This window comes from Pseudomonas sp. IPO3747 (assembly GCF_013385245.1).
Taxonomy (GTDB): Bacteria; Pseudomonadota; Gammaproteobacteria; order Pseudomonadales; family Pseudomonadaceae; genus Aquipseudomonas; species Aquipseudomonas edaphica.
Genome location: NZ_JACAQL010000017.1, coordinates 1 through 22,637, shown reverse-complemented (window position 1 = coordinate 22,637; position 22,637 = coordinate 1). Strand labels below are relative to the sequence as shown.

Below are 22,637 nucleotides of genomic sequence, written 5' to 3'. Positions count from 1 at the left end.
CCCGACTCTTGCCCCGTCCCGTCCACTACTGATGCCCATCGCGCTCGATCGCGTTGATACGCTCGACCTTGGCCCCGGAACGCGCCGCCTCAAACTCCGACTCCAGAAACGATTTGACGATGCTTTTGGCCAGTTCGGCGCCGATCACCCGTGCGCCAATAGAGAGGATTTGTGCATCGTTGCTCTTGCGTGCGCGCTCCGCCGAATAGGTGTCATGGGCCTGGGCCGCACGAATGCCCAGTACTTTATTGGCCGAGATGGCCATGCCAATCCCGGTGCCGCATACCAGCACGCCGAGGCGTTGCTGCCCGGCATTGATGGCGGTGGCCACAGCCAGCGCGATGTCCGGGTACAGCACCGGCGCGGTGGAGTGGGTGCCGAAGTCGGTCACCGGGTAACCCAGCGCCTCGATATGGCGCTTTAACAGCTCTTTGAGCTCAAAACCCGCTTCATCGCATCCGATAGCCACCGGGAAAGGTGTGTTCATGGCGTCTGGCTCCGCTGCCGTTTAGGTGCTTTAGACTGATCATTTGATCAGTCAATGAAATTTCGCTCAGTTATTTCTCGGGTATTGCGGCCCTTCTGTCAAGCGAGTTTTAGCTGACCTCCTAGTCAAAGCCGTCTAAACAGGCCTGATTTGCGCAAACAAGCGTATTTATAACTTTTTAGTGAAAGCGATTGACTGATCAGAATTTCATTTGATACACATATGATCACAGCAAAACATGACTGTGCGACCTAATAAGAATTCACAGCACGAGGACACGCCGATGGCCACGCCATTACTGCTCCAGGCTGAACACGTCGCCAAGGCTTACGCCGGGGTGCCTGCCCTGCGTGACGGGCGCCTTTCTCTGCGGGCCGGCAGCGTGCATGCGCTGTGCGGCGGCAATGGCGCCGGCAAGTCGACCTTCCTGAGCATCTTGATGGGCATCACCCAGCGTGACGCCGGGACCATCCTGCTCAACGGCACGCCCGTACAGTTCAACCGCCCAAGTGAAGCCCTGGCGGCGGGGATCGCGATGATCACCCAGGAACTGGAGCCCATCCCTTACATGACCGTCGCCGAAAATATCTGGCTGGGCCGCGAACCGCGCCGCGCCGGCTGCATCGTCGACAGCAAGACCCTCAACCGCCGCACCCGCGAGCTGCTCGAAAGCCTGGAATTCGAGGTCGATGCCACCAGCCCCATGCACCGCCTGAGCGTGGCGCAGATTCAACTGGTGGAAATCGCCAAGGCGTTCAGCCATGACTGCCAGGTGATGATCATGGACGAACCGACCTCGGCAATCGGCGAGCGCGAAGCGGAAACCTTGTTCAAGGCCATTCGCCGCCTCACCGCACGCGGCGCCGGTATCGTGTACGTGTCGCACCGCTTGAGCGAGCTGGCGCAGATCGCCGACGAGTACAGCATCTTCCGTGACGGCGCCTTTGTGGAAAGCGGGCGCATGGCCGATATCGACCGCAACCATTTGGTGCGCGGGATTGTCGGCCAGGAGCTGACACGCATCGACCACAAGGTCGGCCGCGAATGCGCCGCCACTACCTGCCTGCAAGTCGACAACCTGAGCCGTAATGGCGAGTTCCACGACATCAGCCTGCAACTGCGCCAGGGCGAAATCCTCGGCATCTATGGGCTGATGGGTTCGGGGCGCAGCGAGTTTCTCAACTGCATCTATGGGCTGACGGTTGCGGACTCCGGCAGCGTGACCCTGCAAGGCAAGCCCATGCCCATCGGCCTGCCCAAAGCCACGATCAACGCCGGTATGTCGCTGGTCACCGAAGACCGCAAAGACAGCGGCCTGGTGCTCACCGGCAGCATTCTGTCCAACATTGCACTGTCGGCCTACAAGCGCCTGTCGAGTTGGTCGCTGATCAATGCGCGCAAGGAAACCCAACTGGCCGAGGACATGGTCAAGCGCCTGCAGATCAAGACCAGTTCACTGGAATTGCCGGTAGCGTCCATGAGCGGCGGCAACCAGCAGAAAGTCGTGCTCGCCAAATGCCTGTCGACCGAGCCGGTGTGCCTGCTCTGCGACGAGCCGACCCGTGGCATCGATGAAGGCGCCAAGCAGGAGATCTACCACCTGCTCGACCAGTTCGTGCGCGCCGGTGGCGCTGCCATCGTGGTGTCGTCCGAAGCCCCGGAACTGCTGCATTTAAGTGATCGCATCGCCGTATTCAAGGGCGGCCGACTGGTGACCATCAGCACCGACACCGCCCTTTCCCAGGAAGCCTTGTTGAGTCTTGCCTCATGAATGCCAAAACCATCGCACCGCCCATGACCACCGCGCCGCGCAATCGCCTGCGCTTGTCCCTCGACCGCTTCGGCCTGCCGCTGGTGTTTATCCTGCTGTGCGTGGTGATGGCGTTTTCCAGCGAATACTTCATGACCTGGCGCAACTGGATGGACATCCTGCGCCAGACCTCGATCAACGGCATCCTGGCCGTAGGCATGACCTACGTGATCCTCACCAAAGGCATCGACCTGTCGGTGGGCTCGATCCTGGCCTTTGCCGGGCTGTGCAGCGCCATGGTTGCGACCCAGGGTTATGGCCTGCTGGCGGCAGTCAGTGCGGGGATGTTTGCCGGCGCGATGCTCGGTGTGGTCAACGGTTTTATGGTCGCCAACCTGTCGATCCCGCCGTTCGTGGCCACCCTCGGCATGCTCAGCATCGCGCGGGGCATGACCTTCATCCTCAATGACGGCAGCCCGATCACCGACCTGCCCGACGCCTACCTGGCGCTGGGCATCGGCAAGATCGGCCCGATTGGCGTACCCATCGTGATCTTTGCGGTGGTCGCACTGATCTTCTGGATGGTGCTGCGCTACACCACTTACGGCCGCTACGTGTACGCGGTGGGCGGCAATGAAAAGAGTGCGCGCACCTCGGGTATCGGCGTGCGCAAGGTGATGTTTTCGGTGTACGTGGTCTCGGGTCTGCTCGCCGGGTTGGCCGGCGTAGTGCTCTCGGCACGCACCACCTCCGCCCTGCCCCAGGCCGGGGTTTCTTATGAGCTGGACGCGATTGCCGCCGTGGTGATCGGCGGCACCAGCCTGTCGGGCGGCACCGGCAGCATTGTCGGCACGCTGTTTGGTGCGCTGCTGATCGGCGTGATCAACAACGGGCTGAACCTGCTCGGCGTGTCCTCCTATTACCAGCAGGTCGCCAAGGGCCTGATCATCGTGTTCGCAGTACTGATCGACGTGTGGCGCAAGAAAAAACGCTAGAGAACGACCCACAACAATAACCGGAGTTCTACTCATGAAACTTGGTACCACTTTGGCCGCCGCGGCGACCCTCACCCTGCTCGCCAGCAGCATTGCCTTTGCCGCCGATGGCAAGACCTACAAGATCGGCGCGGCCGTCTACGGCCTCAAGGGCCAGTTCATGCAGAACTGGGTCCGCGAGCTGAAAGAACACCCGGCGGTCAAAGACGGCACCGTGCAACTGACGGTGTTCGACGGCAACTATGACGCCTTGACCCAGAACAACCAGATCGAAAACATGGTGACCCAGCACTACGACGCCATCCTGTTCGTGCCGATCGACACCAAGGCCGGTGTCGGCACCGTGAAGCAAGCCATGAGCAACGACGTGGTGGTCATCGCCTCCAATACGAAAGTAGCCGATGCCTCCGTACCTTATGTGGGTAACGACGACGTGGAAGGCGGCCGCCTGCAGGCCCAGGCCATGGTCGACAAGCTCAACGGCAAAGGTAATGTGGTGATCATCCAGGGCCCGATTGGCCAGTCGGCGCAGATCGACCGGGAAAAGGGCGAGCTGGAAGTGCTGAGCAAGCACCCGGACATCAAGATCATCGAGAAAAAGACCGCCAACTGGGACCGCGCCCAGGCCCTGACCCTCACCGAAGACTGGCTGAACGCGCACCCCAAAGGCATCAACGGCGTGATCGCGCAAAACGACGATATGGCCCTGGGTGCCGTGCAGGCGCTGAAGTCTCACGGGTTGACCTCCAAAGACGTGCCGGTCACCTCTATCGACGGCATGCCGGACGCGATCCAGGCGGCGAAGAAAGACGAAGTCACCACCTTCCTGCAAGACGCCCAGGCCCAATCCCAAGGCGCGCTGGATGTGGCGTTGCGCGCACTGGCCGGCAAGGACTACAAGCCGCAATCGGTGATCTGGGAGCGCTACGGCAAGGACGTGAAATGGGGCGATGGCACCGCCAAGAACTACATCCTGCCGTGGGTGCCCGTCACTAACGCGAATGCCGATGCGCTGTACCAACAAGTCAGCGGCGGCAAGTAGCTTGATCGTTCCCACGCTCCGCGTGGGAATGCATCCCGTGACGCTCCGCGTCACCCAACATCGGGACGCAGAGCGTCCCAGGCGGCATTCCCACGCAGAGCGTGGGAACGATCAACTGCTTTCGAAAATGGAGTCATTCATGTCTGGATTCTGGAACCAAGCCTTCGACCTCACCGGCCGTTGCGCGGTGATCACCGGCGGCGCCGCCGGTATTGGCCTGGCCTGCGCCCACCTGCTGGTGGAACGCGGCGCCCGCGTGGCCTTGCTCGACCGCGACCCGGCGGTGGTGCACGTCGCGGCCAGCCTGGGCAACGGCCACCTGGGTATTGCCGTCGACCTCGGCCAGGTCGGCCAGATACAGCACACCATCGACAGCGTATTCGAACACTTCCAGCGCCTGGATTACCTGATCAACAGCGCCGGCGTGGTGTTGCTGGACAAGGCCATCGACGTCAGCGAAAGCGCCTGGGACACCACTCTGGACATCAACCTCAAGGCCAGCTTCTTTGTGGCCCAGGCCTGCGCCAGACACATGTTGGCGCAGGGCAGCGGGCGCATCGTCAACCTGGCCTCCCAGGCCGCCGTGATTGGCCTGGACCGTCACGTCGCCTACTGCGCGAGCAAGGCCGCCATCGTCGGCATGACCAAGGTGCTCGCCATGGAATGGGCGCCACAGATCAACGTCAACGCCATTTCCCCGACCATCGTCGAGACCGCCCTGGGCAAAAAAGCCTGGGCCGGTGAAGTGGGTGAAAAGGCCAAATTGCAGATCCCGGCCGGCCGCTTCGCCCAGCCGGAAGAAATCGCCGGGCTGGCGCTGTACCTGCTCAGCGACGCCGCGCAGATGATCACCGGCGCCAACATGGTGATCGATGGCGGCTACAGCATTCAGTAATTCATCTTTTGTCGTGAGGTTTTTGCCATGTCCACCGCCACCGAACGCACACCTGAACACCTCTCCCCGGTCATCCCGAAAACCATGCAGGCCGTGGTCTGCCACGGCCCGGAAGACTATCGCCTGGAAACTGTCGACGTGCCCACGCCCGGCCCCGACGAGATTCTCACCAAAGTCGAGCTGTGCGGCATCTGCATGGGTGACATCAAGACCTATCGCGGCGCGCCGTCGTTCTGGGGCGATGCCGAGCAACCGCGCTATGTGAAGCCGCCGATGATTCCGGGGCATGAGTTCGTCTGCCGTGTGGTTGCCCTCGGCCCAGGCGCAGAAAAACGTGGCGTGGCAGTCGGTGACCGAGTGATCTCCGAGCAGATCGTGCCGTGCTGGGGCTGCCGTTTCTGCAACCACGGCCAGTACTGGATGTGCCAGAAGCACGACCTCTACGGTTTCCAGAACAACGTGCAGGGCGCCATGGCCCAGTACATGATCTTTACCAAGGAAGGCATCATCCACAAAGTGCCGGAATCCATCGCCCCGGATGAAGCCATTTTGATCGAGCCGCTGGCCTGCTCGCTGCACGCGGCCGAGCGCGCGAATGTCGACCATGACGACGTGGTGGTGGTCGCCGGTGCCGGTACCTTGGGCCTGGGCATTATCGGCGCGGTGCGCCTGCGCAACCCGAAAAAGCTCATCGTGCTGGACATGAAACCCGAACGCGCCGCCCTCGCCTTGCGCATGGGCGCCGACGAGGTGTGGAACCCGGCGGAAGTCGACGTGATGGCCAAAATCCGCGCGATCACCGACGGCTATGGTTGCGACATTTATATCGAAGCCACCGGGCACCACAAGGCGGTAAACCAGGGCCTCGCGATGCTGCGCAAGCTGGGGCGTTTCGTCGAATTCAGCGTGTTTAATGACGAGGCCACGGTAGATTGGTCGATCATCGGCGACCGCAAGGAACTGGATATCTTGGGTTCACACCTGGGGCCCTACATGTACCCGCGCGCCATCGACTTTATCGGTAACCGCAAGATCGACATGCGCGACGTGGTGACTCACAAGTTTGCGCTGGCAGACTTCAAGGAAGCGTTCGCGGTGATGGAGCGCGGCGACAAGTCGCTCAAAGTAGTCCTGCAACCCTGACTTCAGCGACACCCCCTGACCCTGTGGGAGCCGGGCTTCCTGTGGCGAGGGAGCTTGCTCCCGCTGACTGCGCAGCGGTCTGCGGCTTTTTGGGGGCGCTTCGCACCCCAGCGCAAGCAAGCTTGCTCGCCACAATAAGCCAGCTTTCACAATTAAAAGTGTTGCCCTTTAAGAACAAGAACAGGAACCCGCGTTATGAATCGAGTCATCAACGATCCCGACCAAGTGGTCGAGGACATGCTGCGCGGCATCCTGGTCGCGCACCCCGAGCTGCGTCAGTATGAAACCAACCCAAGGGTCATCACCAAGGCCAAGCCATCGGCAGCCGGCCGCGTCGGCATCGTCACCGGCGGCGGCTCCGGCCATGAACCGGCCTTCCTCGGTTACGTCGGCCCAGGCCTGGTGGATGCCGTGGCCGTCGGCGAGATTTTCTCTTCACCCACCGCCAAAAGCTTTTTCGACGCCTTCCGCGCCGCTGACCATGGCGCGGGCGTGGCCTGCCTGTACGGTAACTACGCCGGCGACAACATGAACGTGAAGCTGGCCATGAAAATGGCTGCCAGCAAAGACATGCGCATCCGCACCGTGGTCGCCAACGACGACGTGGCTTCCGCGCCCAAGGCCGATATCGCCAAGCGCCGTGGCGTGGCCGGCGAAATATTCATGTGGAAGATCGGCGGCGCTGCGGCTGCCCAGCATTACGACCTGGATGGCGTGATTCGCGTCGCACAGAAAACCGTGGATAACTGCCGTTCCATCGGCATCGGCCTCACGCCCTGCACCATTGCGGCCGTGGGCAAGCCGAACTTCCAGATTCCCGATGGCCAGATGGAACTGGGCATCGGCCATCACGGCGAACCGGGCATTGAAGTGATCGCCATTGAACCGGCTGCCGCCATGGCCGAGCGCATGCTCGCGCCGATCCTCGCCGACCGCGATTTCAGCCAGGATGACAGTGTGGTGGTGCTGGTCTCGGGCCTGGGCGCCACGCCGGTGATGGAGCTGTATGTGTTCTACGCCGAGGTCGAAAGCCAACTCAAGGCCAAGGGTTTGAAGATTCACCGTTGCTACGTCGGCAACTACTTCACCTCCCTGGAAATGATGGGCGTGACTTTGACCCTGCTCGGCCTCGACGCGGAGCTTAAAACCCTGATCGACCAACCCTGCCGTTCCATCGGCATGACCCAGGCGGAGTGAACCATGAGCCAGCATTTTTCCACCCGCGACGGCAGCGCCATTGTCGCTGACCTGGTCAGCGTGATCGTGGCCAACCGTGAATACCTCAGTGAAATTGACGGCGCCATTGGCGACGGCGACCACGGCATCAACATGGCCAAGGGCTTTGCCCATTGCGGGCGCAGCCTCGAAGGCCGCCAGTTGACCCTGGCCGAAGCCCTGGATGAACTGACCCTGAGCCTGATGGAAGGCATCGGCGGCTCCATGGGGCCGCTGTATGGCAGCCTGTTTATCGGCATGGCCGACGAAGTGCGCAGCAGCGATGACATCGACGCGGCAACCTTTGCCCACCTGCTGCGCGGCGGCCTGACCTCGTTGCAGGACATCACCGAAGCGGGCGTGGGCGACAAGTGCTTGATGGACACGCTGATCCCGGCAGTTGAAGCCTTTGAGCGTGCGCATGCCAGTGGCGCGTCGTTTAATGATGCGCTGGAGGCGATGAAAACCGCCGCGTCCCAAGGGCGCGATTCGACCAAAGACCTGATCGCCAAAATCGGTCGCGCCAGCCGCCTGGGCGAGCGCTCGCTGGGTGTACTGGATGCGGGGGCGGTGTCGTGCTGCCTGATTCTTACGCGCCTGGCCGATTCCGTGCAGCCCCGGCTGACTGCTTGACCTGCTGGATATAACGCGCCACCGCCGGCGCTTTTTCAAAGCGCCGGTGAATCAGCGACAGCCACGACAACGCTGCATCATCCTGATGAATCGTGCGGTAGACCACGCCCGGCAAACCCACATGCCCGACCATCGATGCCGGCACCACCGCCACGCCCTGCCCTAACGACACCAACGCCACCACCGCAACCAACCCGCCCGGCTGCGGCCCCAGGCGCGGCGCGAAGCCGCCTTGGGCCGCCACGTGCAAGGTGCCGTTGATTTGTTCCGGCAATATAAACGTCTCGTTTTGCAGGTGTTCGCAGCCGATGACCTTAAGCCCCAGCAGCCAGGAGTCCTGAGGCAGCGCCAACACAAAGCCTTCGCTGTCCAGGCGCACTGCCTCCACGCCGTCGGGCAAGGTCATGGGCGAGCGGATATAGCCGATGTCATAACGCCCGTCGGCCACCGCGCCGGGCAAGGACGCCATGGCGCATTCGCGCACATTCACGCTCACATCTGGAAACGCCTGGCTGAACGCCTGCATTTGTTTTTGCAGCAGCCCCGAATACACCGCCGAAGCCACATAGCCCAATTCGATATGCCCGATTTCTCCCCGCCCGGCGCGCTGGGCGTTGCGTTGGGCGAACTCGAACTGGCGCACGGTGGCTTCAGCCTCGATCAGCAAGGCGGTGCCGGCTTCGGTGAGGCTGACTTCACGTTGCTGACGGATAAACAGGCGCGTGCCCAGCGTGGCTTCCATGTCCTGAATTTGGCGGCTCAAGGTCGGCGGCGCGATGCCCAGTTGCTCGGCAGCGCGGGTGAAATTGCGCTGCCTGGCGACGGCGAGGAAGTAGCGGAAATGGCGGATTTCCATTTTTGAATTAGCTCAAAGGTAATGAAGTGCGGCGCTCCAGCTAATAAAACAGACCATAGTCGGAGATAAGCTCAGCGCACACCTACACTAGAGAGCCCTTGCGATGCACGTCAACTGTCTTTCCAACATTACCTGTAAGGCAATCAAGACATGAGCCGGGTCAGCCCGCGCCTCACCCTGCTGACCGCCTCCGGCGTCTGCTCGCTGATTGTGCTCGACACCAATATCGTCGCCGTCACCCTGCCAAGTATTGCGCGCGACCTGGGTGCGAATTTCGCCGATATCGAGTGGGTGGTCAGCGCCTACATGCTGGCGTTCGCCGCGTTATTGCTGCCCGCCGGCAGCATCGCCGACCGCTTTGGTCGCAAGCGGTCGCTGATCTGGGGCTTGAGCATTTTCATCCTCGCCTCGCTGGGCTGTGGCGCTGCACCGAATGCGTTGCTCCTGGACATCGCCCGCGCCGTCAAAGGTGTCGGCGCAGCCTTGCTGCTGACCGCTGCCCTGGCCTCCATCGGCCACACCTTTCACGATGAAGTAGAGCGTGCCAAAGCCTGGGCGTTCTGGGGTGCCTGCATGGGCGTGGCGATGACCGCCGCGCCGACACTGGGCGGCGTGATCACCCAGTACCTGGGCTGGCGCTGGATCTTCTACCTCAACCTGCCCGTGGGCCTGGGGTTGATGGCGTTGGCGCTGCGGGCGATTCCCGAATCACGCGACACTCAATCGGCACGCCTGGACCCATGGGGCAGCCTGGCCTTCAGTGCCAGCCTGTTGTGCCTGATCTGGGGCTTGATCGAGGCCAATCGCATCGGCTGGGACAGCCCGCTGACCTACACACGCCTGATTGGCGGCGCAGTGTTGCTGGGGGTGTTTGTGCTGGTCGAACGTGTGCAACAGCGGCCCATGGTCGACTTGCAACTGTTCCGGCACCCGCGTTTTATCGGCGCGCTGCTGGGGATGTTTGCCTACGCCGGCTGTGCCCAGGTGATGATGACGTTACTGCCGTTTTATCTGCAGAACGGCTTGGGTTTTTCTGCCATAGCGTCGGGTCTGGGTATGTTGCCGTTTGCCTTGACCATGGTGATTTGCCCACGCATTGGTGCACGGCTGGCCGGGCGTTTTGCGCCTGCAACGATGATGGCAACCGGCTTGACCCTGGTGGGCTGCGGCAACCTGTTAAGCGCCTGGGCGGTCAATACAGGCGGTTATCTGCCCTTCGCGCTGGCGATTGCCGTGACCGGCGCCGGTGCGGGCCTGCTCAATGGCGACACGCAGAAAAACATCATGGCCTGCGTGCCACGTGACCGCGCGGGCATGGCGTCGGGCATGAGTACCACCATGCGTTTCAGCGCGATCATGTTGGCCATCGGCGTGTATGGGGCGTTGCTGAGCAGCCATAGTGAGCAGTTGCTGAGCACAAGTGTCGACCCGCAATGGCAGGCGCAGGTGGCGGGGATTGCGTCGCGAGTTGTGGCCGGGGATATGCCGGCGGCGATGGGCTTGCTGCCGGAACCGGCGCGGGCGATGGTGCAGCCATTGGCCCGACAGGCGTTTGTGGGTGGGTTCAGCGGGGTGTTGTGGGTGGCGGGGTTGTTGGGGTTGCTGGGGGCATTGGTGGTGGGGACGTTGATGCGAAAGCCGATACCCGCCCTGGCGCAAAACTAAAATGTGGGAGCGGGCTTGCCCGCGATTACGGTGTATCAGCCGACAACTATGTTGCCTATGCCACCGCCATCGCGGGCAAGCCCGCTCCCACATGGATCACCTGGGTCTTCAGATGTGGGTTACCAGAACCGCTGCTGGGTCAACCGGCTCCACCAGGTCAGCAATACACGGTCCACCGAGCCGCTGGCCGCCAGGCCCACGCGTTCTTGCAGGCTTTTACGCTCGGCGTAGTGCAGGTGGAACACCTCGGCCGTCTTGGCCTTGGTCGCCAGGTATTCGTCGCTGGTTTGCAGTTCATCGACCAACTGTTTGTCGAGCGCTGCAACACCCAGCCACACTTCTCCGGTCGCGACGTCATCGATTGCCAACTGCGGGCGATAGCGCGACACAAAGTTCTTGAACAACTGATGGGTGATGTCCAGGTCTTCCTGGAACTTCTCCCGCCCCTTCTCGGTGTTTTCGCCAAACACGGTGAGGGTGCGTTTGTATTCACCGGCGGTCAGCACTTCAAAGTCGATGTCGTGCTTTTTCAGCAGGCGATTGACGTTGGGCAGCTGCGCCACCACGCCAATGGAGCCGAGGATGGCAAAGGGTGCGCTGATGATCTTCTCGCCAATGCACGCCATCATGTAGCCGCCGCTGGCCGCAACCTTGTCGATGCACACGGTCAACGGCACGCCGGCCTGACGAATACGCGCCAGCTGCGACGAGGCCAGACCATAGCTGTGCACCATGCCGCCGCCGCTTTCCAGGCGCAGCACCACTTCGTCTTTCGGCGTGGCCAGGCTCAGCAGCGCGGTGATTTCATGGCGCAGGCTCTCGGTGGCCGAGGCCTTGATGTCGCCGTCAAAATCCAGCACAAATACCCGTGGCTTGGCCTCGGGTTTCTTCTTGCTGTTCTTCTTTTCGGTCTTGCTTTCGGATTTGCGCAGGGCCTTGAGCTGGTCCTTGTCGAGCAGGCTCGACTCGAGGCGCTCACGCAGGCCTTTGTAGAAATCATTGAGCTTGCTGACCTGCAATTGGCCGGCGGATTTGCGCCGCCCCTTGCTGCGCAACGCGGCGAAACTGATCAGTACCACCAGAATAGCGACCACCAGGGTGACGGTCTTCGCCAGAAAGCTCGCGTATTCGGCCAAAAAATCCATATGTCTCCTTAAAAAAGCACGGCGCCAGGCGCGGATGGCCCCAGCATACCGACGGCACCGCCTTCGGACCAGTGCTCAAACCGCCAGCAGTCGGCCTCTAACGCACTTTTAAAACAAGCGTATGTTTTTTCATTGACAGCTCCCTGCCATCCTCATAACCTCGCCAGACTTTCAACGTACCGGGAAAACGGACGTGGGCAGCATCTATCTGATTCGACATGGCCAGGCCTCCTTCGGTGCAGACGACTATGACGTCCTGTCGCCCGTCGGCGTAGAGCAAGCGCAAGTACTCGGTCGCCACCTGGCCGACCTGGGCCTGACGTTTGACCGCTGCCTGTCTGGCGACCTGCGTCGCCAGCAGCACACTGCCTCCGCCGCATTCGATCAATACCGTGCCCTCGGCCTGTCAGCCCCAGCACTGGAAATCGACCCGGCCTTCAACGAATTCGACGGCGAAGCGATCATCCGCACCCTGCTCCCCGACCTGCTGACCACCGAGCCTCACGCCTTGGATATCCTGCGCAACGCTGCGCAAAACCGCAGTGAGTTCCAGCGCATTTTCGCCCTGATCATCGAGCGCTGGCTGGCCGGCACCTACGACCCACCCGGTCTGGAAAGCTGGCTGGGTTTCGTGGAACGTGTGCAGGGCGGCCTGCAACGCATCCTGGAAGCAGCCGAGAACACCGACAAGATCGCCGTGTTTACTTCCGGCGGCACCATTACCGCCCTGCTCCACCTGATTACCCGAATGCCTGCCGCACAGGCCTTTGAACTGAACTGGCAAATTGTTAACACCTCGCTCAACCAGCTTAAATTCCGTGGTCGCGAGGTGGCACTGGCTTCCTTCAACAGTCATACCCACTTGCAACTGTTGAAGGCGCCGCAGCTCATCACATTCCGATGAATTGCGGCCAACCGTGACCCCAAGGTCACTGGACTCTACCTTAAAGGATCGAAACCATGACTGACGTAGCCAAAGCTGTAGAAGCAATGAAAGCCAAATTCAACCCAGGCGCTGCCGACGGCCTGGACCTGGTGTTCGGTTTCCGTATCGACGACACCCAGAACTTCTCGCTGGTAGTCAAGAACAACACCTGCGAACTGTTGGAAGGCGAAAACCCTGACGCCCAGGTTACCCTGGTGACCGACGGCGAAACCATGGAAGGCATCGTCAGCGGCGATACCGACGGCATGCAGGCCTTCATGAGCGGCAAGCTGCGCACTGAAGGCGACATGATGCTGGCCATGAAACTGAGCGAGCTGTTCCCGGCCTGATAACGCCGCGCTCAAAAAAAATCCCGCCTTTCGGCGGGATTTTTCGTTCAGCCAGCCTCCCGGTCAGCGGGTGTTGGCGTCATCCATTTCTTCAAACGTGTCCATGTACGCAGGATCATTACCATCGTTTTCACGAATCACACGCCCTTCATACTCGGCGGTGATTTCACCGGTATTGACGTCAAGCCCAACCACGATCACCAGCTTGTATTTGCCCACTTGCAAGTACATGTCATAGAGGTCCCGGGGTTCATCAGGCGCCATAAAAAAGCTGTAGCTGTAACGTACGCGCTTGGTTAACACGGGCCACTGTGCTTCAAACGTGCGGGAATCGAAGGATGGGAGCACATCGCTGATTCCACGCAGCGCGGCCTCTACCAGTTGGTCATTGTCCTTGGCCTTGAAGACCACCGGATGAGTGCGAGTCATCGACCGCATCGGGTTGGGAACAATATCCGTTTCAAGGCGGTACATGCCGCTGCTGAACCACTTTGTTGCATCGAAGGTGTCGTCACCTTTCTCGCATTCGCGGCAATGCATCATCAGCGGGGCCGCGGCGCTTTCTCGGGAATACAGTGAAGTCATGAACACACCGCAGGTGAGCAGCAATACCCCCAATAGGCCTGCACTGCCAACCCGCGCGATAACATTCGCCATCGTCTACATCCTTGTCTGAAGGGGCGGCGAATTTACCTGATTCAGACCTCTTGGTGGCGGGATTTTTTTGCCCGTCATTTCACAAGCGATTTAGTTTTAATGTGGGAGCTGGCTTGCCTGCGATAGCCATAGGTATCTACACAACTTTTGAAGGCAGCCAATTTCTCCTGTGGCGAGCAGGCTTGCAACAGACTCCGTGTTAACCGGTTGTGTAGATACCTATGCTGCGATAGCGGTGGGTCAGCCCACCCGTGTGTGGCTGATGGCAAGCCAGCTCCCACAGAAAAGCGAATCAGTGGCGCGGCTTAGCTTTTCGGCTGCAGCAACAACGCCACCAACGCACTCCACCCGGTCTGATGCGACGCCCCCAACCCACGCCCGGTTTCGCCGTGGAAATACTCATGGAACAACACCAGATCGCGACTGGCCGGGTCTGCTTCCAATTGCGCATAGCCCGCCATCGACGGGCGCAGGCCATTTTCATCGCGTAAAAACAAGCGGGTCAGGCGCTGGCTGAGGCTGTCGGCCACTTCTTCAAGGGACGCCAGATAGCCACTGCCCGTCGGGTACTCCACCGAGAAGTTATCCGCGTAGTAGCGGTGAAACTCGCGCAGCGATTCGATCAGCATGTAGTTCACCGGCATCCACAGCGGCCCGCGCCAATTGGAGTTGCCGCCGTACAAACGTGAGTCGGACTCGCCGGGCTGGTAGCGCGCGCACAGGGTGTCGCCGTTCATCTTCAGCGCCAGCGGCTGCTCGGCAAAGGCCTTGGATAATGAGCGCACGCCAAACGTCGACAAAAACTCCTGGTCATCGAGCATGCGCCGCAGCAGGTCCTTGGTGCGTTCGCCGCGTAGCAAGGCGAGCAACAGGCGGTTGCCCTGCCCCGGTTCGTTCCAGCGCGACACCAGCTTGGCGAGGTCGGGCCGGTGTTTCATGAAGCCCAGCAGCCGCTCACGCAAGCCTTGCAGGCCTTCGTGCTCGCGTTGCTCCAGCACCAACACGGCAAACAACGGCATCAGGCCGACGATGGAGCGCAGGCGCACCGGCTCGCTCTGGCCGTCCGGGCGGTGCAGCACATCGTAGAAGAACTGGTCCTGCTCATCCCACAAGCCTTCGGCGCTGTCGTCGACACGGTTGATCGCACCGGCGATGTACAGGAAGTGCTCGAAAAACTTCACCGCGATATCCACGTACACCCCATTGCGCTTGGCCAGTTCCAGGCCGATGCGCATCAGGTCCAGGGCATAGGCGGCGACCCACGCGGTGCCGTCGGCCTGATCCAGCTGGTAGCCGGGCGGCAAGGTGGCCGAGCGGTCGAACAAGGCGATGTTGTCCAGGCCCAAAAAGCCGCCCTGAAACAGGTTGCGGCCCTCGGCGTCCTTACGGTTGACCCACCAGGAAAAATTCAGCAGCAGCTTGTGGAAAATCCGCTCGAGGAAATCCATGTCACCCACGCCGGTCAGCGCCTTGTCCTGCTGATACACGCGCCAACTGGCCCAGGCATGCACCGGCGGGTTGGCGTCGTCGAAACGCCATTCATACGCCGGCAACTGGCCATTGGGGTGCATAAAACGGTCTTTGACCAGCAACAACAGCTGTTGCTTGGCATACCCCGGATCAATCAGCGCCATCGCTACGGCCTGGAAGCCCTGGTCCCAGGAGGCGTACCACGGGTACTCCCAGGTGTCGGGCATGGACAGGATGTCGAAGTTCGACAAGTGCCGCCAATGGGTATTGCGGATGTGCAGGCGCTCGGGCGGCGGCGCGGGTTGGGCCGGGTCGCCGTCGAGCCACTGGTTTACATCAAAGTAGTAGAGCTGCTTGGACCACAGTAACCCGGCCAGGGCCTGGCGCTGTACATTGCGCGCGTCAGCATCGGCAATGCCTTGCTGCAAGGCGGCGTAGAAGTCGTCCGCCTCCTGGCGACGCAGCTCGAACAGCTTGCGTGCATTGACCTCAGGCGCGCCCACCGGCGCAAACCGCAGGTACAGGGTTTTGCTCTGCTGGCCCGCCAGTTCGAGGCTGAAACGCGCGGCGACCTTGGTGCCCGTGTCGCGACGGATTGCCGAGTCTGCGCCGCCCACCACGTAGTCGTTGATGCCGTCCTTGAACGGCCCCTGCGCCGGTTGCCCATCGAGCTTGGGGAAGTTGCTTTCGTTTTCGCAGAACAGCCACTCCAGGCCGTCCTCGCCCCAGGCGCTGAGATGGCGATCGGTCAGCTCATGATGCCGGGCCAGCACCCGTTCACCGTCCAGGCGCAACTGCGGCTTGGGCGCGTCAAAGGTCCAGCTCCAGTCATTACGCGCCCACAGTTGCGGCAGCACCTGCACACGCGTCGGCTGGTCCGCGCGGTTGTGCACGGTGACACGCATGAAAATATCATCGGGCTGATGCTTGGCGTATTCGACCGTTACATCACAGTAGCGGTTGTCTTCGAATACGCCGGTGTCGAGCACTTCGTACTCGGCATCCTCAAGCCCACGGCGGGCGTTTTCGGCGATCAGGTCGGCGTAGGGAAACGCCGCATGCGGGTATTTGTAGAGCATGCGCATATAGGCATGGCTGGGCACGCCGTCGACAAAAAAGTACAGTTCCTTGACGTCTTCGCCGTGGTTGCCCTCGGCGTTGTTGAGGCCGAACAGGCGCTCCTTGATGATGCTGTCACGCTCGTTCCACAGCGCCAGGCCCAGGCACCAGCGTTGCGCCTTGTCGCTGAAGCCGGCCAGGCCGTCCTCGCCCCAACGGTAGGCGCGGCTGCGGGCGTGTTCGTGGGGGAAGTAGGCCCAGGCATCGCCGTCGGCGCTGTAGTCTTCGCGCACCGTGCCCCATTGGCGTTCACTCAGATACGGGCCCCACTCGCGCCAGCGCTCGGCGTCTTCGGCGGCCAGGCGCTGGCCTTCAAGGGTTGCAAGGATGTTGGTTGCGGGCGTGGCCGTCATTGGGTCCTCCATCACTGACACAGTGGGGGCAGTGTAAAACCCATCCGTGCGCGGATGCACATGAAGTCGTGTTCGCGCGCGCAAAAAAAAGAGGCCGCTGACTAGGCGGCCTCCGTTTGTGGCGGCGCGAGCTTAGAAGATCGCGTAGGTGTAGTTGAAGATCAGGCGCGTTTGGTCCTGGTCCGCAGTGCCGGTGTTGTGACCTTTGTAGGTACCGGTACGGAAGGTGGTGCCGAAGCCTTTGAGCGGGCCTTGCTGCACCACGTAGTCCAGGCGGAAGTCGGTTTCGTTTTCTTTCTGATCCGCCCCACCGGCCACTTTGGACTTGATGCCCGTGCCGTCCAGGTACGCCACGGAGGCTTTCAAACCTGGCACAAGGGCCTTGAAGTCGTAGGAGTACTGGCCAAAATTGACCTGCTCGCCCGCACGGGAGAACTGGCCCACCACGGCGTCGGTGAACAGGTAGAAGTCGCTGCCGCCCGCGCCTTGTGCGTTTGGATCAGCGATGCTGCCCTGGTTGACCCAGACGAAGCCGCCGTCATCGCTCACACCGATGTGACCGAGCATCAGGCTGCTGCCGCCAAACTGGTAGGTGAACGCGGCGCTGTAGGTTTTGTTGTCCACTTCACCGGCGTGCTTGGCGTAGCCGCCGTTGTTGTTGAACTGGTAGCCGGCGTCACCGTTTTTGCCGTCGCTGGTGCTGTCGAAGTAACGCAGGTCAGTCTTGAACGATTGGTCATTGCCCAATGGCAGCACGTGAACCAGGCCGAAGTAGTTCTGTTTGTAGAAGTCCTGCAGGTCGGCGTAGTAGTACTGCAACGTCAGGTTTTTAGCGATGGCGTTGTCGGACGAGCCAAACGGCTTGTAGTCCACACCGCCGAACTTGAAGCTGTCGCTGTCGCGGGTACCGCCGGCAACGCTCAAGCCCGTGGCGTTGCTGGAAGCACGGCCTTCGGCACGGTTGAGCTCACCACCGGTGAAGGTCACGTTAGGGATGTCGTTGGAGGTCAGGATGCCGCCGTCGAAGGTCTGCGGCGCCACACGGCTGTCGTTGGAAACCAGAATAGGCAACACCGGGGCCAAACCGCCACCGACGTGCAACTCGGTCTGGGAAATACGGAATTTCACGTTACCCGCAGCGCGACTGAAACTGTCGGCGGGTTCAGTGCCGTTGTTTTTGGTCGGGAAGAAGCTGTTACCGTTACCCGCCAGGCCCGGGCCTGCGGCGTGGCCGTCGCCACCGTCCAGACGCAAGGCGCCGAACGCCATTACGTCAAAACCGACGCCAAGGGTGCCTTGGGTGTAGCCGGATTTGTAGTCAAAACGCAGCAAGGTCGCGGCTTCGCGCAGATCGTTGTTGGTGCCCGAACGGTTGTCGGCGCTGTAGTACATGGTCCGCGAGCTGACAGCCGCATGGCTGTCTTCAAGAAAACCGCTGTGCCCCGTGCCCGTGCCCAGAGAACCGAGCCCGAAGTCATCAGCGCACGCGTGTTGCGCGAGCAACGCTGCGGTGATGGATAACGCCAGTGTAGAAATTTTCATGTGTAACGGCCCCTAAACATTTTTTTATGTGCGTTGTGTGCAAACGGCGTTTTCATCCCTACAAACGTAACGATTGTTTCATGAGGACCGGGGCGCGCCTCGTGAAGAATTAGTTAGGAAAGTACCCGTGAAAATGAAATTTTCCTGGCGCCGATTTTTGTCATATTCATGTCATTTCATTCATTTGCAGAATGAAGTCCTGAGGATTCTTCGTTTGCCAGCCCCCTTAAAGCCCAACAGAATCCAGAGAAAGGCCGCACCCTCACCACCGTGTTCAGGAATTTTTCTATGCCAAGTGCCGCGTATGTCAGCCCCGACGAGATTCGCAAAGACTTTTCCAGGGCCATGTCCGACATGTACCGAGATGAAGTTCCGCTTTATGGCGCGCTGATGGAGCTGGTGGCCGAGACCAACACGCGGGTTTTGGACAGTGATTCCGGCCTGGCCAAACAACTGCAGCGCACCGGTGAAATGGAGCGCCTGGCCATGGAACGCCACGGCGCCATCCGCCTGGGCACCGCCCATGAGCTGGCCACCATCGGCCGTCTGTTTGCGGTGATGGGCATGCAGCCGGTGGGCTATTACGACCTCACACCCGCCGGTGTGCCGGTGCATTCCACCGCCTTTCGCGCCGTGCATGAACAGGCGCTGCAGGCCAGCCCGTTCCGCGTCTTTACGTCCTTGCTACGCCTGGAGCTGATCGAAAACCTCGAGCTGCGCGCCTTCGCCGAAAGCGCCCTGGCCAAACGCTCGATTTTCACCCCTGGCGCCTTGGCGCTGATCGAGCAAGCCGAACGCGACGGTGGCCTTAACGCGGCGGATGCCCAAGCGTTTATCCGCGAGGCTTTGGAAACCTTTCGCTGGCACCACACCGCCACCGTGACCGGCGCCCAATACCAGCAATTGAGCGACCAGCATCGCCTGATCGCCGACGTGGTGGCGTTCAAAGGTCCGCATATCAACCACCTGACGCCACGTACCCTGGATATCGACCAGGTGCAGGCCGCGATGCCCGGCAAAGGCATCACGCCCAAAGCTGTGATCGAAGGCCCGCCACGTCGCCAGTGCCCGATCCTGCTGCGCCAGACCAGTTTCAAGGCGCTCGACGAACCCATCGCGTTTACCGACGCAAAAGGCAGCCACAGCGCGCGTTTCGGCGAAATAGAACAACGGGGTGTGGCGTTGACGCCAAAGGGTCGCGCCCTGTACGACCAGTTGCTGAACGCGGCGCGCGACGAACTGGGCGCCTTCCCGAATGAGGGCAACGCTGCACGTTACGTCGAATTGATGGCGCAACACTTCCAGGCCTTCCCCGATAACCACGCGCAGATGCGTGAACAGGAACTGGCGTATTTCCGCTACTTCGTCACCGAGCAAGGCTTGGCGGCACGCGGCCAGGCCGGTCAGCCGCAAACCTTGGAGGCCTTGATGGCGGCCGGGCACGTGGCGGTGGAGCCTTTGGTGTATGAGGATTTTCTGCCGGTGAGTGCGGCGGGGATTTTCCAGTCGAACCTGGGCGATGCCGCGCAAAGTCACTACGCAGCCCATTCGAACCAGGCTCAATTCGAGCAGGCACTGGGCCGTCGGACGATTGATGAATTGAAGCTGTATGCCGAGACGCAGCAGCGCTCCATGGATGAATGCATCCAGGCGCTGCGTGCATGAAATAGGATGCCCGCCCGGCTCAGCAGCGCAATCCTTGCGCCGCAAAAGTCCCCAGAGCCGGGTGGACGGCCGGCATCATAAGCAGTGAAACGCCGGCTGTCGCTCAGACAATTCTGAACAAATATGTCCGCGTCCTGTAGGACGTTTTATTGCAGCAAGTCCCTGATCTCGTCTTTAACCAACAGGCGTTTATCCTTCAGCTTCTTCAACGCCTCATCACTACCGGATGCCTTTTCGGCGCTCACCACCTGCTCATCGACGGTGTTGTACTTATCAAACAGCGCGTTCAAATGGGGATTTTTCGCCCGACGCCCGTCGACCTCTTCCTTGCTCAAACCCAAATCCTGATACAGGTCGTGTTTCACTGGCATGGAGTACCTCCGCAAGTTGATCAATGGCCTACGCCTTGAAACTAGCCCATTCCAAGGGGTCTTGTCATGTCTTGGGTCAAGGCGGTCCCGTTCGTCGTAATGCGCATGATGGGATCAAACCTTTGCCGTGCCCTGCCCTCCACTGTAGATCGCCACCCGAGGGAGAACGGTTTCATGACTCACGCTGCCACTGCTGTCGACACCCAATGCATCAACACCATTCGCACCCTGGCCATGGATGCCGTGCAAAAGGCCAACTCCGGCCACCCCGGCACGCCCATGGGCCTGGCTCCGGTGGGCTACACGCTGTGGAGCCGCTTCCTGCGTTACCACCCCGAACATCCGGATTGGCCTAACCGCGACCGCTTTGTCTTGTCGGTGGGGCACGCCTCGATGCTGTTGTATTCGCTGCTGCACCTGGCCGGTGTGGTCGAGATTGATGCCCACGGCAAGCGCTCCGGCCAGCCGGCGATCAGCCTGGACGACATCAAGCAATTCCGGCAGATGAGTTCCAAGACCCCCGGCCACCCCGAGTACCGCATGACCACCGGCGTGGAAACCACCACCGGCCCGCTGGGCCAGGGCTGTGCCAACAGCGTCGGCATGGCCATGGCCGAACGCTGGCTGGGCAAACGCTTTAACCGCGACGGCCAGGTACTGTTCGACTACAACGTCTACACCCTGTGCGGTGACGGCGACATGATGGAAGGCATCAGCAGCGAAGCGGCGTCGATGGCCGGGCACTTAAAGCTCGATAACCTGTGCTGGATCTACGACAACAACACCATCAGCATCGAAGGCCACACCGAGCTGGCGTTCAGCGAAGACGTGATCAAGCGCTTCCAGGCCTATGGCTGGCACACCTTGCACGTCACCGATGCCAACGACCTGCAAGCCCTGAGCGCAGCGCTGGAAACCTTCCAGGCCAACACCGGCGCGCCAACCCTGATTGTGGTCGACAGCGTGATCGGCTACGGCTCACCGCACAAACACAACACCGCCGCCGCCCATGGCGAGCCATTGGGCGAGGAAGAAATCCGCCTGACCAAGGCGGCCTACGGCTGGCCGCAGGATTCCAGTTTCCTGGTGCCCGACGACACCCGCACGGTGCTGCGCGATGCGCTGCTGGAACGCAGCCAGCCGCTGTATGAAACCTGGCAGCAACACCTGGCGCAGTTGGAGCAGTACGAACCGGAACTGGCCGATGAATTGCGCCGCATGCGCGCCGGCGAAATGCCGGAGCATTGGCAGGACGAACTGCCCCACTTCGACACCGACGCCAAGGGCATCGCCAGCCGCGCCGCCGGCGGCGAGGTGCTGAATGCCTTCGCACAACAAATCCCCTGGCTGCTGGGCGGCTCGGCGGACTTGTCGCCATCGACCAAGACCAACCTCACCTTCGACGGCGCCGGGCGTTTCAGTGCCGATGACTACAGCGGGCGCAACCTGCACTTCGGCATCCGCGAGCACGCCATGGGCGCGATTGCCAATGGCATGGCGCTGTCCTACCTGCGGCCGTACACCTCGACCTTCCTGGTGTTCAGCGACTACATGAAACCGCCGATCCGCCTGGCGGCAATCATGGAATTGCCAGTGGTGTTCGTATTTACCCATGACTCGATTGGCGTGGGTGAAGACGGCCCGACGCACCAGCCCGTCGAGCACCTGACACAACTGCGCGCCATGCCGGGGTTGCTCACCTTGCGCCCCGGCGATGCCAACGAGACGTTGGAGCTGTGGAAGGTGGCCCTGGCACAAACCCATCGGCCAAGCTGCGTGGTGTTGTCGCGCCAGGCGTTGCCGACCTTGGATCGCACAAAGTATGCGGCGGCGTCTGGGGCGGCCAAAGGCGCTTATGTGTTGGCGGGTGCCGATAAGCCTGAGGTGCTGATGTTGGCGACCGGCAGTGAAGTGAGCCTTGTGGTGGCGGCTTATGAGCAGTTGAAAGCTGAGGGCATTGCCGCTCAGGTGGTGTCGATGCCCAGCTGGGAATTGTTTGAAGACCAGGATCAGGCGTATCGCGACAGTGTCTTGCCACCCGCGGTAAAAGCCCGTGTGGTGGTGGAACAGGCAGGCCCGCTGGGTTGGGACCGCTATGTTGGGCAGACTGGCGCTAAAGTGGTGATGAACAGTTTTGGCGCGTCGGCGCCGTTGGCCAAGTTGCAGGAAAAGTTCGGGTTTACGGTGGAGAATGTGGTGAAGCAGGCCAAGGAGCAGATTCGACTGACTGGGCGTTGAGGGGGCATATCCGTTATTTAGGTAACGGCGGCGTATGGTTCCGCTCTTACAGCGGCTCACTTTTGCAAGGACCGGAATGCCGGCCCAGTCAAAAGTAACCAAAAGGTCCTCGCCCCAACAC

General features: G+C 61.0%; 19 protein-coding genes. 12 read left to right on the top strand and 7 right to left on the bottom strand.

What is annotated here, in order from left to right:
• Positions 1-25 precede the first annotated feature (25 nt).
• Positions 26-487, bottom strand: a complete 462-nt coding sequence (rpiB, locus tag HX790_RS20355) for a ribose 5-phosphate isomerase B (protein WP_016969738.1) — start codon at positions 485-487, stop codon at positions 26-28.
• 283 nt (positions 488-770) lie between these two features.
• Here rpiB and HX790_RS20350 point away from each other — a divergent pair, with 283 nt between their 5' ends.
• The 7 genes from HX790_RS20350 to dhaL all read left to right on the top strand — a co-directional run bounded on the left by HX790_RS20350 (position 771) and on the right by dhaL (position 8,160).
• On the top strand, positions 771-2,258 hold the full coding sequence (locus HX790_RS20350; protein WP_138452503.1) for a sugar ABC transporter ATP-binding protein: 1,488 nt from the start codon (positions 771-773) through the stop codon (positions 2,256-2,258).
• Positions 2,255-3,232: an ABC transporter permease gene (locus tag HX790_RS20345; RefSeq protein ID WP_017135922.1), complete on the top strand. Its 978-nt coding sequence runs from the start codon at positions 2,255-2,257 to the stop codon at positions 3,230-3,232. The genes HX790_RS20350 and HX790_RS20345 overlap by 4 nt, the downstream gene beginning before the upstream one ends.
• A 34-nt stretch (positions 3,233-3,266) precedes the next feature.
• Complete coding sequence (locus HX790_RS20340) at positions 3,267-4,274, top strand: substrate-binding domain-containing protein (protein WP_017135923.1); 1,008 nt, start codon at positions 3,267-3,269, stop codon at positions 4,272-4,274.
• Positions 4,275-4,413: 139 nt separating this feature from the next.
• Positions 4,414-5,169 (top strand): SDR family oxidoreductase, encoded by a 756-nt coding sequence (locus tag HX790_RS20335; RefSeq protein ID WP_169987643.1) that lies wholly within the window; start codon positions 4,414-4,416, stop codon positions 5,167-5,169.
• Between the two features lie 27 nt (positions 5,170-5,196).
• Positions 5,197-6,312 (top strand): erythritol/L-threitol dehydrogenase, encoded by a 1,116-nt coding sequence (locus HX790_RS20330; protein ID WP_017135924.1) that lies wholly within the window; start codon positions 5,197-5,199, stop codon positions 6,310-6,312.
• A gap of 195 nt (positions 6,313-6,507) precedes the next feature.
• The gene (locus tag HX790_RS20325) at positions 6,508-7,509 is read left to right on the top strand and encodes a dihydroxyacetone kinase subunit DhaK (protein ID WP_017135925.1); all 1,002 of its coding nucleotides are present in this window, start codon (positions 6,508-6,510) and stop codon (positions 7,507-7,509) included.
• A gap of 3 nt (positions 7,510-7,512) precedes the next feature.
• Complete coding sequence (dhaL, locus tag HX790_RS20320; protein ID WP_017135926.1) at positions 7,513-8,160, top strand: dihydroxyacetone kinase subunit DhaL; 648 nt, start codon at positions 7,513-7,515, stop codon at positions 8,158-8,160.
• On the opposite strand, the gene HX790_RS20315 is transcribed toward dhaL, so the two are convergent.
• Positions 8,117-9,016: a LysR family transcriptional regulator gene (locus tag HX790_RS20315; protein WP_176992016.1), complete on the bottom strand. Its 900-nt coding sequence runs from the start codon at positions 9,014-9,016 to the stop codon at positions 8,117-8,119. The two genes, dhaL and HX790_RS20315, sit on opposite strands and share 44 nt — an antisense overlap.
• 150 nt (positions 9,017-9,166) lie before the next feature.
• Between HX790_RS20315 and HX790_RS20310 the strand changes: the two genes are divergently transcribed.
• Positions 9,167-10,681, top strand: coding sequence for an MFS transporter (locus HX790_RS20310; RefSeq protein ID WP_176992015.1), 1,515 nt, complete (start codon positions 9,167-9,169; stop codon positions 10,679-10,681).
• Positions 10,682-10,800: 119 nt separating this feature from the next.
• Here HX790_RS20310 and sohB read toward each other — a convergent pair whose 3' ends face one another.
• Entirely contained in the window at positions 10,801-11,826 is a 1,026-nt protein-coding gene (sohB, locus tag HX790_RS20305) for a protease SohB (RefSeq protein ID WP_017135929.1), read from the bottom strand.
• A 193-nt stretch (positions 11,827-12,019) separates the two neighbouring features.
• On the opposite strand from sohB, the gene HX790_RS20300 reads away from it, so the two are divergent.
• Positions 12,020-12,730 (top strand): histidine phosphatase family protein, encoded by a 711-nt coding sequence (locus HX790_RS20300; RefSeq protein ID WP_176992014.1) that lies wholly within the window; start codon positions 12,020-12,022, stop codon positions 12,728-12,730.
• Between the two features lie 56 nt (positions 12,731-12,786).
• Entirely contained in the window at positions 12,787-13,101 is a 315-nt protein-coding gene (locus HX790_RS20295; protein WP_099548211.1) for an SCP2 sterol-binding domain-containing protein, read from the top strand.
• A gap of 63 nt (positions 13,102-13,164) precedes the next feature.
• Here HX790_RS20295 and HX790_RS20290 read toward each other — a convergent pair whose 3' ends face one another.
• From HX790_RS20290 to HX790_RS20280, 3 genes are all read right to left on the bottom strand, one after another.
• Positions 13,165-13,758: a hypothetical protein gene (locus HX790_RS20290; RefSeq protein WP_099548213.1), complete on the bottom strand. Its 594-nt coding sequence runs from the start codon at positions 13,756-13,758 to the stop codon at positions 13,165-13,167.
• A 305-nt stretch (positions 13,759-14,063) separates the two neighbouring features.
• Complete coding sequence (locus HX790_RS20285; protein WP_176992013.1) at positions 14,064-16,700, bottom strand: glucosidase; 2,637 nt, start codon at positions 16,698-16,700, stop codon at positions 14,064-14,066.
• Between the two features lie 132 nt (positions 16,701-16,832).
• A complete protein-coding gene (locus HX790_RS20280) occupies positions 16,833-18,242 on the bottom strand; it encodes an OprD family outer membrane porin (protein ID WP_176992012.1) in 1,410 nt (469 codons plus the stop codon).
• Positions 18,243-18,530: 288 nt separating this feature from the next.
• On the opposite strand from HX790_RS20280, the gene HX790_RS20275 reads away from it, so the two are divergent.
• Positions 18,531-19,907 (top strand): VOC family protein, encoded by a 1,377-nt coding sequence (locus tag HX790_RS20275; RefSeq protein ID WP_176992011.1) that lies wholly within the window; start codon positions 18,531-18,533, stop codon positions 19,905-19,907.
• A gap of 146 nt (positions 19,908-20,053) precedes the next feature.
• On the opposite strand, the gene HX790_RS20270 is transcribed toward HX790_RS20275, so the two are convergent.
• Positions 20,054-20,278, bottom strand: a complete 225-nt coding sequence (locus tag HX790_RS20270; RefSeq protein WP_056860349.1) for a DUF465 domain-containing protein — start codon at positions 20,276-20,278, stop codon at positions 20,054-20,056.
• Positions 20,279-20,452: 174 nt separating this feature from the next.
• On the opposite strand from HX790_RS20270, the gene tkt reads away from it, so the two are divergent.
• The gene (gene tkt, locus HX790_RS20265; protein ID WP_176992010.1) at positions 20,453-22,516 is read left to right on the top strand and encodes a transketolase; all 2,064 of its coding nucleotides are present in this window, start codon (positions 20,453-20,455) and stop codon (positions 22,514-22,516) included.
• The last annotated feature ends 121 nt before the right edge of the window (positions 22,517-22,637 follow it).